This is a genomic window from Pseudomonas sp. LB1P83 (assembly GCF_054897885.1).
On record NZ_CM142709.1, the window covers coordinates 2,052,169 to 2,067,931 of the forward strand.

General features: G+C 62.2%; 9 protein-coding genes. 4 read left to right on the forward strand and 5 right to left on the reverse strand.

Annotation, left to right across the window (positions count from 1 at the left end; genetic code table 11):
- Positions 1 to 143: 143 nt before the first annotated feature.
- Both ACYZTY_RS09520 and ACYZTY_RS09525 read right to left on the reverse strand, forming a co-directional pair.
- A complete protein-coding gene (locus ACYZTY_RS09520) occupies positions 144 to 1,577 on the reverse strand; it encodes a mechanosensitive ion channel domain-containing protein (protein ID WP_461958232.1) in 1,434 nt (477 codons plus the stop codon).
- 232 nt (positions 1,578 to 1,809) lie between these two features.
- Positions 1,810 to 2,829 carry an alpha/beta hydrolase gene (locus ACYZTY_RS09525; protein ID WP_461958233.1) on the reverse strand — a complete coding sequence of 340 codons (1,020 nt, stop codon included), beginning with the start codon at positions 2,827 to 2,829 and terminating at the stop codon, positions 1,810 to 1,812.
- Positions 2,830 to 3,093: 264 nt separating this feature from the next.
- Here ACYZTY_RS09525 and ACYZTY_RS09530 point away from each other — a divergent pair, with 264 nt between their 5' ends.
- Positions 3,094 to 3,990, forward strand: a complete 897-nt coding sequence (locus ACYZTY_RS09530) for a LysR family transcriptional regulator (protein ID WP_461958234.1) — start codon at positions 3,094 to 3,096, stop codon at positions 3,988 to 3,990.
- A 137-nt stretch (positions 3,991 to 4,127) separates the two neighbouring features.
- Here the strand turns inward: ACYZTY_RS09530 and ACYZTY_RS09535 are convergent, their stop codons facing one another.
- From ACYZTY_RS09535 to gspG, 3 genes are all read right to left on the reverse strand, one after another.
- On the reverse strand, positions 4,128 to 4,805 hold the full coding sequence (locus ACYZTY_RS09535) for a hypothetical protein (protein WP_461958235.1): 678 nt from the start codon (positions 4,803 to 4,805) through the stop codon (positions 4,128 to 4,130).
- Between the two features lie 149 nt (positions 4,806 to 4,954).
- Positions 4,955 to 6,142: a type II secretion system F family protein gene (locus ACYZTY_RS09540; RefSeq protein ID WP_461958236.1), complete on the reverse strand. Its 1,188-nt coding sequence runs from the start codon at positions 6,140 to 6,142 to the stop codon at positions 4,955 to 4,957.
- Between the two features lie 14 nt (positions 6,143 to 6,156).
- A complete protein-coding gene (gene gspG, locus ACYZTY_RS09545) occupies positions 6,157 to 6,591 on the reverse strand; it encodes a type II secretion system major pseudopilin GspG (protein ID WP_094471703.1) in 435 nt (144 codons plus the stop codon).
- Between the two features lie 194 nt (positions 6,592 to 6,785).
- Between gspG and ACYZTY_RS09550 the strand changes: the two genes are divergently transcribed.
- From ACYZTY_RS09550 to ACYZTY_RS09560, 3 genes are all read left to right on the forward strand, one after another.
- Positions 6,786 to 7,394, forward strand: a complete 609-nt coding sequence (locus ACYZTY_RS09550) for a lytic transglycosylase domain-containing protein (protein WP_461958237.1) — start codon at positions 6,786 to 6,788, stop codon at positions 7,392 to 7,394.
- Positions 7,395 to 7,767: 373 nt separating this feature from the next.
- Positions 7,768 to 13,602 carry a manganese-oxidizing multicopper oxidase MnxG gene (gene mnxG, locus ACYZTY_RS09555; RefSeq protein ID WP_461958238.1) on the forward strand — a complete coding sequence of 1,945 codons (5,835 nt, stop codon included), beginning with the start codon at positions 7,768 to 7,770 and terminating at the stop codon, positions 13,600 to 13,602.
- 196 nt (positions 13,603 to 13,798) lie between these two features.
- Entirely contained in the window at positions 13,799 to 15,751 is a 1,953-nt protein-coding gene (locus tag ACYZTY_RS09560; RefSeq protein ID WP_461958239.1) for a cytochrome D1 domain-containing protein, read from the forward strand.
- The last annotated feature ends 12 nt before the right edge of the window (positions 15,752 to 15,763 follow it).

Below are 15,763 nucleotides of genomic sequence, written 5' to 3' on the forward strand. Positions count from 1 at the left end.
CCCGCGATCTGCGGGCATTTTTTCACCTGGGGCACAAGACTCGTGTAGGAGCGAGGCTTGCCCGCGAACCAGGCGACTCGGTGTATCTGGTCGACCGCGTGATCGTTCTTCGCGGGCAAGCCTCGCTCCTACAGGGTTATGTTTTAAGCCTGACGTTTTTGCAGCCAGCTGAGAAATCCTCCTTTCTTGATTTGCACCGGTTTAGCCATCAACGCCAACCGGCTGTTCTGTTGCCTTACCGCCTGTAGCTTGTTCAACGCCCGACCCACTTCAACCTGTCGCTCCATGCAACCACGGGTCAGGGTTTTGTCGATCCGGTAAATGATGCACGAGGTCAAGGTGGTGAAGGTGGCCTGAGACGGTGTGTCGGTGAGAATGCTTTGTTCACCCATCACCTCACTCGGCCCCATGCGACCCGCTTCGGTTTGCCCGGCGCCGTCCGGCACGGTCGCACTGACCACACCCGTGGCGATCACCATCAGGCTGTCCGGCACTTCGCCCAATTCCAGCACCACTTGGCCGGCCGCGTATTGCTGCGCCACCATCGACTGAGCCATTTGATCGCGCTCATCTTCACTCAGGGAACGGAAGATCTTCACTTCGTCGAGCAATGCCCGCGCACGGGTTGTCGGTTCGATCACACCATCGATCTGCCTGGAAATCCCCGCCGCTTCGAGGTGCCGATGCGCCAGGTCGAACAGCTGATTGCGCACTTCGCTTTTCTTGCCGAGCTCGGCGATAAACCCGCTGGCCACGTACTCGGACATGGTTTCGCCGGCCTCTTTGAGCACCGTTTTCGGCGCCGGGGTGAGCAGTAAACTGCTGCTGCCCTGAAGGGTGCGCTCAAGCGCATCCAGCACCCGACGCGGGCGAATGTGGTTGGGCACTTGAATGCTGATCGACACGCCGTGCATGTTGTTCGGCCGACTGAGATTGACGATCTTCGCCTTGGCCGCCACCGAGTTCGGCACCACAGCCGTGCTGCCAGCGCTGGTCAGCATATGGGTGGCGCGCCAGTCGATGTCGAGCACTTTGCCCTCGACGCCATCGATCATGATCCAGTCGTCCACCTGATACGGTTTGGTGGTGTTCAGTACGATCCCGGAAAACACATCACTCAAGGTGCTTTGCAACGCCAGACCGACAACGATGGCCACGACGCCGGATGTCGCCAGCAAGCCTTTCACCGGCAACTCCAGCACATATCCGGCCGCCGCGACGATGGCGATCAGAAACACCAGCGCGCCGATGACGTCCTGCAACAGGCGACCGCTGTGACCGATGCGACGCATCAGCACCAGGCCGATAACTTCGGTGAGCACCCGCGCGGCGTACAACCACCAGAGAATCCCCAACGCCGTGGCGCCCAACTGTGCGACACGATCCTCGGCCAACAGCGGCGCCTGCAACGGGCTCACACCGGCATTGATCACCAGCGTGCTGAACATCACAAACAACGCGAGGCGCACGCCAACCCGCGTGACGCGATGCTTGAACGGCGCGAGGTGCCAGAGCGCGGCGTCAATCACCAGCAGCAGGGCACTCCAGGACAGCAGGTGGGCGAGGACAAAGGACATGGGGAAACTCCGACTAAAAGAACGCTTTCGATTCATGTAGCAGCTGTCGAGCACCGCGAGGCAGCGTTCGGCTGCGCAGCAGTCGTGAAACCTGAATACGCGGTCTTCCTGACAAACCGCATTGCCTGATTTCACGACTGCTTCGCAGCCGAACGCTGCCTCGCGGTGCTCGACAGCTGCTACAAGGGCAAGCAGCTTCGCCACACATTGCTGTGTGGCGAGGGGGAGGGACTCAGTTCAAGTGAGTCTTGAGTTCCAGTGCCGCCTGGCGAACCGCCGCCTTCACTTCCGCAATCTTGCTCAGCGGGTTGAGCAGGCCGAAGTCGTGGATCATGCCGTTGTAACGCACCGCCGTGACCGGCACACCGGCCGCGTCGAGGTGACGGGCGTAGGCTTCACCTTCGTCACGCAACACGTCGAACTCGGCGGTTTGCACCAGGGCGGCAGGCAAGCCTTTGAGCTGTTCGGCACTGGCTTGCAGCGGCGAGGCATGGATCTGCGCACGCTCGGATTTGTCCGTGGTGTAGCTGTCCCAGAACCAGTTCATCATGCCCTTGGTCAGGAAATGGCCTTCAGCAAATTGCTGGTACGAGCCGCTGTCGAACTGCGCATTGGTCACCGGCCACATCAACAGCTGGAAGCGCAGCGCCGGGGTTTTCTGTTCCTTGGCCATCAACGCCACGACCGCCGCCATGTTGCCGCCGACGCTGTTGCCGGCCACCGCCAGGCGTTTGCCATCGACGCCGATGTCCTTGCCATGCTCGGCCACCCAGCGGGTCGCGGCGTAGGCCTGGTTGATCGCGGTCGGGTAGTGCGCTTCCGGCGATGGCGTGTAATCGACATACACCGCGACGGCGCCGGAGCCGACCACCAAATCGTGGATCAGACGCTGGTGAGTCGGGTAATCGCCCAGCACCCAACCGCCACCGTGGAAGAACATAAACACCGGCAATTCACCTTTGACCTTGGCCGGCCGGACGATTTTCAGGTTGATGGTTTGCCCGTCGACCTTGATCGCACGGTCGCTGACGTCCACACCTGACAGATCAACCTTCACCGAATTTTGCGCACCGGTCAGCACCGCACGGGCCTCCTTCGGGCTCAATTGCTCAAGCGGCTTGCCACCCCCGGCGGCGAGCGCTTCGAGGAAGGCCTGGGTGTTGTGTTCGACACCCGGGCTGCCGGCGGCGAATGCGTTGCCGATGGAGAGGGCAAGGAGGGATGCGGTCAGGGTTTTGTTGACGAGGTTCATGCTTAATTCCTTTTTAATTGTGTGTTCGGTCCCTGTAGCAGCTGTCGAGTGAAACGAGGCTGCGATTCTTTGACTTTGATTATTTAAAACAAGATCAAAAGATCGCAGCCTCGTTTCACTCGACAGCTCCTACAGGTATTGGGTTTGGGTTTGGGTTTGGGTTTGGAAGCAGCGGCTGTCGCTGCACCGTGGACACAGATTAATAGGGTGCCACCAAGGGAAAAAGCGGCTATAAAGTGTTTGACTGTCAACCAAGGCGTGACAATGAACCCGTTCGAAGATATGCGTATTTTTTGCCAGGTCATGGACTCCGGCAGCTTCACCTCGGCAGCCGATCAATTGGGCCTGTCGAAGCAATTTGTCAGCCGTCGCCTGATGCAGCTCGAAGAGCGTCTGGGCGTGCGCTTGCTCAATCGCTCCACGCGGCGGCTGGACGTCACACCGCTGGGCCAGAGTTATTACGAGTCGGCGCTACGCCTGCTCGGTGAAGTCGAGCAAGTGGAGCAGGGCATCGCCGGCCAGACCACCGAGCCGCGCGGCACCATTCGCGTGAGCGCGCCGTTGTCGTTTGCGCTGGCGCACTTGGGTTGCCTGCTGCCGCTGTTCTTGCAGCGCTATCGCGATGTCACGGTGGAAGTGGACTTGAGCGATCGGCCGGTGGACTTGCTCAGCGAGGGGTACGACCTGGCGTTGCGCATCGGGATTCTGGAAGACTCGACACTGATCGCCCGCCGCATCGCCTCCATCCAGCGCGTGTACTGCGCCAGCCCGGCTTACCTGGCCGAGCGCGGCACGCCGCTCAAACCCGAAGACTTGCACAGCCATGACTGCTTGCCGTACGGCCATGGGCGCCAGGTGCAATGGCGTTTCGAAGGGCAGGGCAAGCCGCTGACCGTCAACGTGACGGGCAGGATGCGGGTCAACAACGGTGAGTTGCTCAAGGATGCGGCGGTGGCCGGGATGGGCATTACGTATTTGCCGACGTTCATTGTCGGTTCGGCGCTGAAGGAGGGCCGGCTGGTGCCGGTGCTGGATGAGTTTCGTCCGCAGCCGCTGACGTTGTCGGCGGTGTATCCCCAGCACCGCCAGAGTTCGCGGCCGGTGCAGGCGCTGATCGAGTTTTTGCGCGAGCGGCTGGATCGGGTCGAGGGTGGGTTGTAAGGCTCACCGTTTCCCCTGTAGGAGCAGGCTTGCCCGCGAAGGGCTCACCTCGGTTTTGGCGGAGAGGCTGATGACGCTTTCGCGGGCAAGCCTCGCTCCTACAGGGGTTTTGTGGGAGTTTTGGGGATCAGTGTCTGTCAGGACCTTTTGTCATCGCCTGGCTCGCCGCCCACATGCACGCCGTGGTCATCTCCGATCTCACCGGAACGATGCACGCCGTTGTCGTCGCCGATCTCACCGGCGCGATGCACGCCGCGATTGTGGCCGACTTCACCTGCTTGATGCACGCCGTGGTCATCGCCGATTTCACCGGAACGATGCACACCGTGATCGTCGCCAACTTCACCGGAACGATGAACGCCATGATCGTCACCCGGTTCGGCGTGAGTGCCGCTGCGACCGGAGGAGGAAGAGGCTGAGTTGCCGGAATGTCCCGAGCCATGGTCGCTGCCGCTGTGACCGCTGCCGCTATTGCCGCCGCTGCCACTGTTGCCGCCACTACCACTGTTGCCGCCACTACCGCTTCCGCCGTGACCACCGCCATTGCCGCCGCCACCGCTTCCACCACTGCCGCCGCCATTGCCGCCACCGCCGGATCCACCGCCGCCATTACCGCCACCACCGGATCCACCGCCACCGCCGCCATTGCCGCCACCGCCAGATCCGCCCCCACCGCCTCCAGATCCACCGCCGCCACTACCACCGTCCTTAGCCTGGGCACTCGACACTCCGGACAGGCTGTCCGGAATCAATACGGTAGACGCCGACAGAACTGCGCCAATAGCTACTGCAAGTAAAAGCTTGTTGATGTGCATGTCGTTCTCCGTCTTCTAATTCGGGTTGGAACGTTGATGAACAATGCAACTTGCTGCTCGATTCAATGGGTGAACACCACAGCGAGCTGATTAATTCAGTTGCAGCATCGATGTGCGATGAACGGTACAACTCGACCCCGTTCCAAAGGTCAGTGAATACTCGAGGCCAGCTCGAAAATCGGGATGTACATCAGGATCACGATGACCCCGATCAGCAGGCCGATGAAGGTCATGAGCAAGGGTTCGAACAGCCGCACGAACCATTCGATCCAGCGGCTGATTTCTTCGTCGTAGAAGTCGGCGCTGCGCTCCATCATCTGCCCGAGGTTGCCGGACTGCTCCCCCGCACGCAGCAAGCGCAGGGACACCGGGGTCACCAAGTGATTGAGTTCCAGTGCGGTCGACAGCGATTGCCCCTCGCGCACCCGCTCGCAGGCCTGGTCCAGACGCACGCGGGAGGCGGGGGTGAGCAGGCCGCGAACCATGCCCATGGCGGTGACGAGGGGGATGCCGCCCTGCAGCAGGATCCCCAGGGAGCGATAGAAGCGCGCCAGTTCGTACATGAAAATGCGTTGATGGACCGCCGGGAGTTTTTCGATCACACGGTCGACGCCCCGGCGAAAGGCCGGTTGGCGTTGGAGGAAGCCGAGGGCGACGACAATCGCCGCCAACCCGCCGAAGAATTCACCCTGGTGGGCGTGCAGGAACATCCCGCAGCTCATCAGCACTTGCGACAGCCACGGCAGGTTTGACCCCAGCCCTTCGAACACCAGGCTGAAGCGCGGCACCACGTAACCCATCAAAAACAACACCACGCCGCCGCCCACCACCAGCAACAGCAGGGGGTAGATTGAAGCACTGACGATTTTTTGCCGGACCTCGTCCATGCGCTGGCGATAGCTGACATAGCGGCCCAAGGCATCGCCAACGGCGCCGGTTTTTTCGCTGGACTGCACCAGCGCCACGTAGAGCGGCGGGAACACCGCCGACAGCTGGGCCAATGCCTGGGAGAACGATTTGCCTTCATAAAGCAGGCGCACCAGTTCGCTCAAGGTTTTACGGGCCTGTGGTGCGTTCTCTTTTTCCGCCAGGCTTTCCAGCGCATCGATCAACGGCAGGCCGGCATTGAGCAAGGTGGTCAGTTCCTGGCTGAACAACACCAGATTGAAGGTCTCGCGTTTGTGTAAACGCAACGCACGCCAGTGTCGCTCGACGTGCAGGCTGACCACCCGCAAGCCCTGGTCTTCGACGATGCGCCGGGCTTCGCTGTCCCCTTGGGCCTCGACGGTCATCGAGACCACCCCGGCCTTGCCCACTGCCTTGAGATGAAAGCGCATGGTCGCCACCCCCGTCATTGCCAGCTGGTGACTTCGGCGTTTTCACCTTCGCCGCCGGGTTGTCCATCCTTGCCCATGGACAGCAGATCGTATTCGCCGTTTTCGCCGGGGTAGCGATAGTTGTAGTTACGGCCCCACGGATCCTGCGGCAGTTTTTTCTGCAAGTAAGGACCGGTCCATTTGGTTTCATCGCTGGGCGCAGTGACCAGTGCCTGCAAACCCTGTTCTGTCGACGGGTAATGGCCGACCTCCAGGCGGTACAGATCCAGCGCCTTGCCCAGGCCTTCGATTTGCGCCTTGGCCACCTTCACTTCGGAGCGGCCCAGTTGGGCGAAATACTTCGGCGCGACGATGCCGGCCAACAGCCCCAGCACCACCAGCACCACCAACAGTTCGAGCAGGGTGAACCCGCTTTGAGTACGCGGGGCGGAACGCAAACGCTGATTCATGATGACCTCACACAGTCGGCAGAAGGGTCGCCGTGAAGGCCTATGCAATTGCCATGCACACCCCCGGTCATTCCGCTGTAACCCCTGTATTCCGGGCCTTTGCGCTTTCGGCACAGTGCTTGCGTATGGCTTGTTTACTACCGGCCATTGGGGCATTACCCCCATTTTTCGGGGCCGGGCAGGGGAGGCAAATAATGAAAACACTCACCACAGGACTGCTCGGCTGTTTACTGCTGACGAGCGTCGCACAGGCCGATGTATTCGTTTCCGTGGACGCCAAGGGCAGCTACGTACTGTCCAATGTTCACCGTCCCGGCCGCACCTATGAACGGGTCATTCACGAGCCCCAATCCTCGCTGGTCGGCCTCGATCAGCAGCCCCAGATGATTGCCAGACAGCCTTATGCGGAGCTGGTTTCGGCGGCCGCCACGGCCAATGAATTACCGGCGGCGTTGTTGCACGCCGTTATCCGCGAAGAGTCCCGCTACAACTCGGATGCGACCTCCCCCAAAGGGGCCGGTGGGCTGATGCAATTGATGCCCGATACCGCGCGCGAGATGGGGGTGAAAAACGTCTATGACCCGAAAGCCAACATCCAGGGCGGGGCCAAATACCTCAAGCGCCTGATGACCCTGTTCGACAACGACATCGCCCTCGCCGTAGCCGCCTACAACGCCGGGCCACAAGCGGTGCTGAGTCGTGGCGGAGTGATCCCGCCGTTCGCCGAAACCCAGCGTTATGTGCCCAGCGTATTACGCCAATACCGCCGCTTGCAGGGCCTGGCCATGGATGCGCCGTTGTGATGGGCGAGCCTGGGGCAAGTTTCCCCAACAGTGGGGACAACGCGCCCTGTAGCAGCTGTCGAGCTTGCGAGGCTGCGTTCGGCTGCGAAGCAGTCGTGAGATCCAGCGATGCGGTGTATCAGGAATACCTCGCGTTCAGGTTTTACGACTGCTTCGCAGCCGAACGCAGCCTCGCAGGCTCGGCAGCTGCTACAGATCGAATGCAGTCTCGTCCACCCGGAAAAGTGGGGAATAAATGGGGTATATCCCCCGAGTTATTAAATCGTTGCTGTAAGCGGCTGAAAAATAACTGAATTTTTTATGGCATGCGGATTGCTCAAAGGGATTTGTCGAGAATTATTCCCTGTGAGCACCCACAGCGAGGCCCGTGATCATGACCGGCAAACCGTACGCTTCGTCCTTGTTTAAATGTGCGCTGTTAGTGGTGTCGATGTTTGGCATCGAGCTGGCTGAAGCAGCCTTGCGCTGCGAGCGCAATCTGGTGGCGAACGTTGTGGCGCTGGATCAGCCGCTGATGTTCAACCGCCTCGGCGCACAAAACGTCAACGGCATGATGTTCGCCCTGCGCCGCGACGTGGTCGACGACCACAATGTGTCGCTGGCCCAGGGCGGCGCGGCAGTGCCGGGCAAAGTCTCGCTGCGGCCCGACAAGCGTCCGCGCCCCTTGGTGTTGCGTGTGGCCGCTGGCGATTGCCTGACCATCAACCTGCAGAACCTGCTGGCGTACCAGGCCAACCCAGGTTCGCATGACGATGGCGAGGAAGAAGAAGGCGAGATCGAGGGTGAAGTCGCAATCGGTGAAGCAGACGACTTCAAAGTCGATGAGCAGGTCGCTGACCGTCATGTCGGCTTCCAGGTCAATGGCCTGCAAGCGGTCAACAGCATCGACGACATCGCCTCGTACACCGGGCGCAACGGCAATTCGCTGGTCGCCCCGGGCGGTACCCGTTCCTACACGTTGTTCGCTGAGCGCGAAGGTGCATTCGCCGCCAGCAGCCGTGGCGCGACGTTCGGTGGTGAAGGCGATGCGGGCAACGTTGCCAACGGCCTGTTCGGCCAGGTTGTGGTGGTACCCAAGGGTGGCCGCAGTTATCGCAACACCGTGACTGAAGAAGAGATGCGCCTGGCCAGCGCCGGTCGCACCCCGGCCGGTCAACCGATCGTCGATTACCAGGCGCGCTACCCGCAGCGCCAACCGTGGATCCGTGAAGGCAAGGCTGGCACGCCGATCATCAACATGGTCGACGGCAATGAAATCATTTCCAGCGAAAGCGACGCGATTGTCATGGGCAGCAACGCCGACGGCAGCTTCTCGCCTTCGACCTATCCGCTGGAAGCCGTCGGCAAACGCAACCCGGCGATCCCGAATCGGCTGGAACCGTTCCGCGATTTCGCCTCGCAGTTCCAGGATGAAACCGCCGCGACCCAGGCATTCCCCGCTTATTGGGCTGACCCGGTGATGGCCCACGTGCTGGAGCCTACCCGCGACTCGTTCATGATCAACTACGGCTCCGGTGGCATGGGCGCCGAGGTGGTGGCCAACCGTTTGGGCGTCGGGCCGATGCACGATTGCCTGTCCTGCGCCTATGAAGAATTTTTCCTCAGTTCGCACACCGTCGGCGACGTGGCGATGCTGGTGGACGTACCGGCCAACGCCGGCCTCGAAGGCATTCTTCCAGGCCAGGTGCCAAACGCCGATCAGATCGGGGTCAAGGCGACCATGGCGCTGTATCCGGCCGAACCGTCGAACGTCAACCACAGCTACATTGGCGACTTCGTCAAATTCCGCAACACCCACAACGGTCATGAGCAGCACATCTTCCACCTGCACGGCCATCAGTGGCTGTTCAACCCCAACGACGACAACTCCGACTATGTGGATGCCCAAGGCATCGGCCCGGGCGCCGGCTACACCTATGAAATCGCCAACGGTGGTTCGGGTAACCGCAACCGCGTCGCCGGTGATGCGATCTACCACTGCCACTTCTACCCGCACTTCGCCCAGGGCATGTGGAGCATGTGGCGGGTCCACGACGTGTTTGAAGAAGGCACCAAACTCGAAGTCTCGCAACAAGGCACCGACGGTTACCACAGCGAACCCTACGCATTGCGCAGCGGCAAACCGGCAGCGGGCGCCCGGGCCTTGCCCGATGGCGAGATCATTGCCGGTACACCGATTCCTGCCGTCGTGCCGCTGCCGGGCAAAGCCATGGCGCCGATGCCAGGCAAGGTCGCGGTGGTGCCGAAAATCGGCGAAACCCTGGTCGCCGCTAACGATGACGACGATGACGACGATGATGACGACGGCGAACATCACAGCGGCAGCGGCGGCGCCCAAGCCATCGGTTCCCTGGCCCTGGTGGATCGCAGCGAAGCCAACCGCAATGCCGACGGCAGCCTGAAAAACCCTGGTTATCCGTTCTGGATCGGCGGCATGGAAACGTCGGTCGGACAACGTCCGCCGACCCCACCGCTGGACATGCTCGACGCGGCCAAGGCTCAGTCGTTGAAAACCAGCGGCAACGCCTTGTGGGCCAACCTCGACCCGGCTTCGTCCGGTGGTTGGGACGGCGGCCTGGGGCGGCATTCCCTGGACGGTTTCTCCGCCGGTGGCGTGGCGAACACCATTACCACGTCGCTGGATTTCTCCAAGGAAGTGACCCGCGCCAAACCGATCTACATGCCGGAAGAGGGCACCGAAGTCGAACAGGCGGCCATGGCCTTCCACGCCAAAAAAGACCACCCAAGCTTTGCCGTGCTGCCCGGAAATCAAATCGTGGCGAAGGCCTTCCGCACCAACGGCGCCTTGCCGATTGCCGGCGCGCCGTACTACGAACCGTGCATGGACGACCGGCAAAAACGCCTGACCAGCAGCGCCGGCACCGGCGAGTTTGCCAGCGGCGAGCGCATCGACGGCATGTCCTACACCGGCTCCTCGGCCTTTACCGCCGACCGTCCACGGGTCTACAAAGCGGCGAACATCCAGTTCGATGCGGTGTACAACAAGGTCGGCTACCACTTCCCGCAAGCGCGCATTCTGGCCCTGTGGGAAGACGCCTGGCCAGTCATCACCAAGCAGCGTCCGCCAGAGCCTTTGGTGATGCGCATGAACACCTTCGACTGTGTGCAATACCAGCAAACCAACCTGGTGCCGGCCACCTATGAAATGGACGACTATCAAGTGCGCACGCCGACCGACGTGATCGGCCAGCACATTCACCTGCCGAAATGGGACCTGACGGCCGCCGACGGTTCGGCCAACGGCTGGAACTACGAAGACGGCGTGCTTTCCCCGGGGGCTGTGCAAGAACGCATCCGCGCCATTCGCGAGTTCAACCAATGCGAAGGCACCGACCCGCGTGATGGCACGCCGGCCTGTCCGAAAGCCAAAAATCACCCCTACTTCGGCCAATTTGGCCGGGCGGATTGGGTCGGGGCGCGCACGGCAATGCAGCGCTGGTTTGTCGATCCGGTAGTGAACACCAAAGGTGTCGACCGTGGCCTGGGGACCATTTTCACCCACGACCACCTCGGCCCATCGACTCACCAACAGATTGGCCTGTACGCCACCGTGCTGGCTGAACCGGCCGGTTCCACCTGGTTCCACGCTGAAACCGGCGAGCCGTTGTACAGCGGCGCACGCCAGGACGGCGGGCCAACTTCGTGGCAAGCGGTGGTGTCCACCGGGGACATCGACGGCGACGGCAAGAACGACAGCTTCCGTGAGTTCTTCCTCGAATACAGCGACTTCCAGCACGCCTATGAAGCCGGTGTGTATGTGGGCGCCGGCCCGAACGGCGTGCCTGATCCGCAAGCCTTCCCGGCCACCGCCGACAGCTTCCGTTACGCCATCAACCCGCCGGTGCGCAACAACGCCAGCACCTTGCTCGATGGCATCATCGAAGTGCAGGGCGGCATGGTGCCGGGTTGTCCAACTCGGCCATGCCCACAGGCGATCTCGGTCGATGACCCCGGCATGTTTGTGGTCAATTACCGCAACGAACCGCTGGCCCTGCGGGTGTACGACCCGAACAAGGTCGGCCCGGACGGCAAGCGCGGCATGCAGGCCGACGGCCTCGGCGGCGACCTGGCGTACGCCATGCAAAGCCGTACCGACCGTGCCATCCCGGCGATGAACCTGGCGCCTAACCTGGTCACCGCGGCCACCGGCCCAACCGGCGGCACCACGCTGTTCCCGCCGCACGTCAACCGTGGCGGTGCGGAACCGGGTGACCCGTTCACCCCGATGTTGCGCACCTACACTGGTGACAACGTGCGGCTGCGGGTGCATGCCGGCGGTCACGAAGAAGAGCACAACGTGACCCTGCACGGCGTGAAATGGCTGCAAAGCGGTTCCGGCTTCGGCAACAGCTCCAACTCCGGCTGGCGCGCGTCGCAGATGGTCGGTATCTCCGAACAGATGGGCTTCAATGCGCCGGTCTCGATGCTCTCCAGTTCGGCGGCGACCACGGGGGATTACCTGTACTCGATGGACGCTTCGATTGAAGGTTACTGGAACGGTATCTGGGGCGTGATGCGCAACTACACGGCCCAGCGCAGCGATCTGTTCGCCGTGCCAAACAATCCCAAGCCGGCGGGCATGCGTAATACCGTGGCATTCGAGGGTTCCTGCCCACGGATCAGTGCCAACCCTAACGGCATCGGCACCCGGCCGACCGTGCAACGTAACTATGAAGTGGTTGCGGCGCTGGCCAACGACATCCTGCGCAATCCGTTGAACCTGACCATCGGCGATCCGGCCGGCATCGGGCAACACGTGGGAGGGCCGTTGAATCCCGCGGGTGGCACCCTGGTGTTTAACTCGCGGCCGGTGAACATCCCGCAGGTCACCGTGGTCGATCCTGAAGATGGCGAAACCATCACCGTCGGCGGTCAAAGCGGCCCGTTGCACGATCCGACTGCGATCCTGTACGTGCGCAAATCCGACCTCGATCCGGCCACCGGCAAGCTGAAAGCCGGCGTTCCTGTCGAACCGCTGGTATTGCGCGCAGCGGCGGGTGATTGCATCAACGTCACCCTGGAAAACCGCTTGCCTGTGGTCATGCCCGACCTGACCCAGACGGCCGTGATGCAAGGGCTGGTCAAACGGGATCGCAACAATGGCCAGGGCTCGACCATCTTCACCAATAACCTGCTGCGGCCGTCGAGCCACGTGGGTCTGCACGCGCAACTGCTGGCCTACGACATCACCAAATCCGACGGCACCAACGTCGGCGCCAACCCGACCCAGACCGTGCCACCGCGCATCGGCAACAGCGGCGCGTACCCGACCCGTACTTATCAGTACTACGCCGGGCACCTCGAGCGTGAAGGCAAACCGGTCACGCAACTGGGCCGCAGTGTCGACAACATCAACGCCACGGCGGTGGAGTTCGGCGGACTGAATATCACCCCGGCGGACCTCATCAAACAACCGCAGAAAGGCTTGGGTGGGGCGATGACGATCCTGCCGATCGGCGCAACCTGGGTTGAGGATGCGCGTAAAACCAACGCAACGGTCACGGCGCCAGGGCAGACCACTTACCGCGACTTTGCGATGGTCTGGCAGAAAGCGTTGAACATCCGCTGGGCCAACGGTCGGCCGGTGGAAGGCATTGCCGCCGAAGGCTTCGGTGTACCGACCGATCCACAGGACAACTCGAGCATGGCCATCAACTACAAGGCCGAGCCGATCTGGTTCCGCTTCGGGTTGGCGCCGGATGCGCCGTTCGGACACGCCGACGGTGCCGGTTACGGTGACGTGCCTAACGCCCATATGGCGTATAGCAATGCGCTGATCGGGGGCGATCCGCAGACACCGGTGCTGTATGTGAAACCGGGGCAACCGTTCCGCACCCACATCATGATGCCGAGCGGTGGCAGTCGCGGCACGACCTTCCAACTGGACGGTCACGTCTGGTCGGTCAACCCGTTCCAGTCGGAGAAAAGCGATACCGGTGGTTATCCGCTGGCCACGCCTGGGGTGGGGTCGGTGCGGTTCGGCTACAACCCGATGTCGATGTACATCGGTGCCCGCGAAAGCATCCTGCCGGCGGCGCACTTCAGCTTCATGCACCCGAGCGCCGGGGGCAGCAACGCCATACCGGGCGACTACCTGTACCGCGATTACGGCGCCTACGGCAACACCGCCGGGCTTTGGGGGTTGCTGCGGGTGACCAATGAACCTGAGCCGGCACCGGCACCGTAGGGGCACTAGCCAGTAAAGAGAAAGAACGAGCGATGAGTGATCTGTGGCGAGGGAGCTTGCTCCCGCTGGGCCGGGCTGGCGCTCCAGCGCGAAGCGGCCCTGAAAATGGGACTGCTGCGCAGTCCAGCGGGAGCAAGCTCCCTCGCCACAGGGGCCGTGTTCGAAGGCAGGCACAGATCTGTAAGGGGAGAGTGTGATGAACAGGACTATCGGATTCGCCGTTTGCGTGCTGGCCGTCGGGCTCGGGCTGATCAGTTTTGGCGTCTGGCGCACCGCGCCGCCCAACCTGCTGAGCGAAGTCGCGCTGCCGGACACCTGGAGCAGTCAGAACCTCTCCCGTGACGGGATTTCGGTGGCGCTTGAGGTCAAGCCACTGGCCGCGGATGGCGTGTTGCGTGAAGGCGAGTTTGCCGACGTGCAGTTCCGCATCAGTGACAGTGCCTCGGGCCAGCCGTTGTCGGGCGTCAACCCCGGCGCCTGGCTGGACCCGGAAACCGTCGCCGCCGACAAGGCCCAGGGCCGGGAGCAAAGCTGCAAAGCCCGGGTCGGGGTCTTCCTGAAATCGAGCATCGGTGCGCGGCCGATGCTCGATTTGAATAGCTACTTCCTTCTAGTGATGAACCGCGACGCCAGCGTCTCGGTGGTCGATCCGTCGGTGTCGGTGGGCGGTATCACCAGCACCATGGCGCGGATCGACATCAAAAAACCGCCGATGGACTGGACCACGTCCAAAGACAATAAACGGGTGTTTGTCTCCATGCCGACGGCCGATGAAGTGGCGGTGATCGACAGCGAGCAATTCAAAATGATCGATTCGGTCGCCGCCGGCAGCAACCCGGTGCGCGTGGCCTTGCAGCCGGACGAGCGTCTGCTGTGGGTCGGCAACAATGCCCAGACCGCCGAGCAGTCCGGCGTCACGGTGATCGACACCCGCAGCCTCAAGCCGCTCAAACACCTGGCAACGGGTGCCGGGCACCACGAAATCACCTTCAGCAAAGACAGTCGTTTTGCTTTCGTCAGCAACCGCGACGACGGCACGCTGAGCATCATCGACATCGCCAGCCTGACCATCAGCAAACAACTCAAGACCGGTTCGCACCCGCTGTCGGTGGCGTACTCGCCACTGTCCCAGGCGGTGTATGTCGCCGACGGCAAGGACGGCACCGTGACCGTGGTCGATAGCGCCAGCCTCGCGGTACGGCGGGTGATCAAGATGAAACAGGGCCTGGGGCCGATGGGGTTCAGCGCGGACGGGCGTTTCGGCATCGTCCTCAACACCCTGGAAAACCAGGCAGCAGTGATCGACGCGGCCACCGACTCGATGATCCATGAGCTGGACGTGTCCGCCGAACCCTATCAAGTGGTGTTCACCAAGGCCTACGCCTACGTACGTGGACTGGCCTCGGCCAAGGTCACGATGATCAACCTTTCGTCGTTGGGTGCAGGCCGCACGCCGATCAGCCAGGGCTTCGAAGCCGGGCCTCAGGCGCCACGGCTGGCCGGTGATCTGCCGCTGGCTTCGAGCCTGGCGGTGTCGCGGGACGACAACGCGGTGTTCGTGGTCAACCCGGTGGACAACACCACCTACTTCTACGCCGAAGGCATGAACGCGCCGATGTCCGGTTACCCCAATCGCGGGCAGGTGGCACGGGCGGCGATGGTCATCGACCGCAGCCTGCGCGAAATCGAGCCCGGGCTCTACAGTTCGCGGATCAAGCTGCCGGTCGCCGGGCGTTTTGATGTGGCGTTCCTGCTTAACCAACCGAACATCATCCATTGCTTCACGGCGCTGGTTGAACCGGACAAGAACCTCGCAAAACTCCCCGGCGTGCCAAAAGTCGAGTTCATGCTCGACAAATCCACCGCCGCCCTCGGCAGCCCCTACACCGTGCGGTTTCGCATCGTCCAGGGCCACCAGAAGGCACAGCGCAGCGGGGTCAAGGACGTTCAGGTGCGCTACTTCCGCGCCCCGACTTCCCGCGCCCAGCACGTCGCCGCCCTTGAAGTGGGCAACGGCATCTACGAAGCCCCGGTGACCCTCGACCAGAACGGCGCCTGGTACCTGCACGTGCGCGCGGCGTCCCTTGGCGCGAGTTTCGATGACAAGACCTTTGCCAGCGTTCGGGTGTTGCCCGGCGATGCCCACTGAAGAGGAAACCGA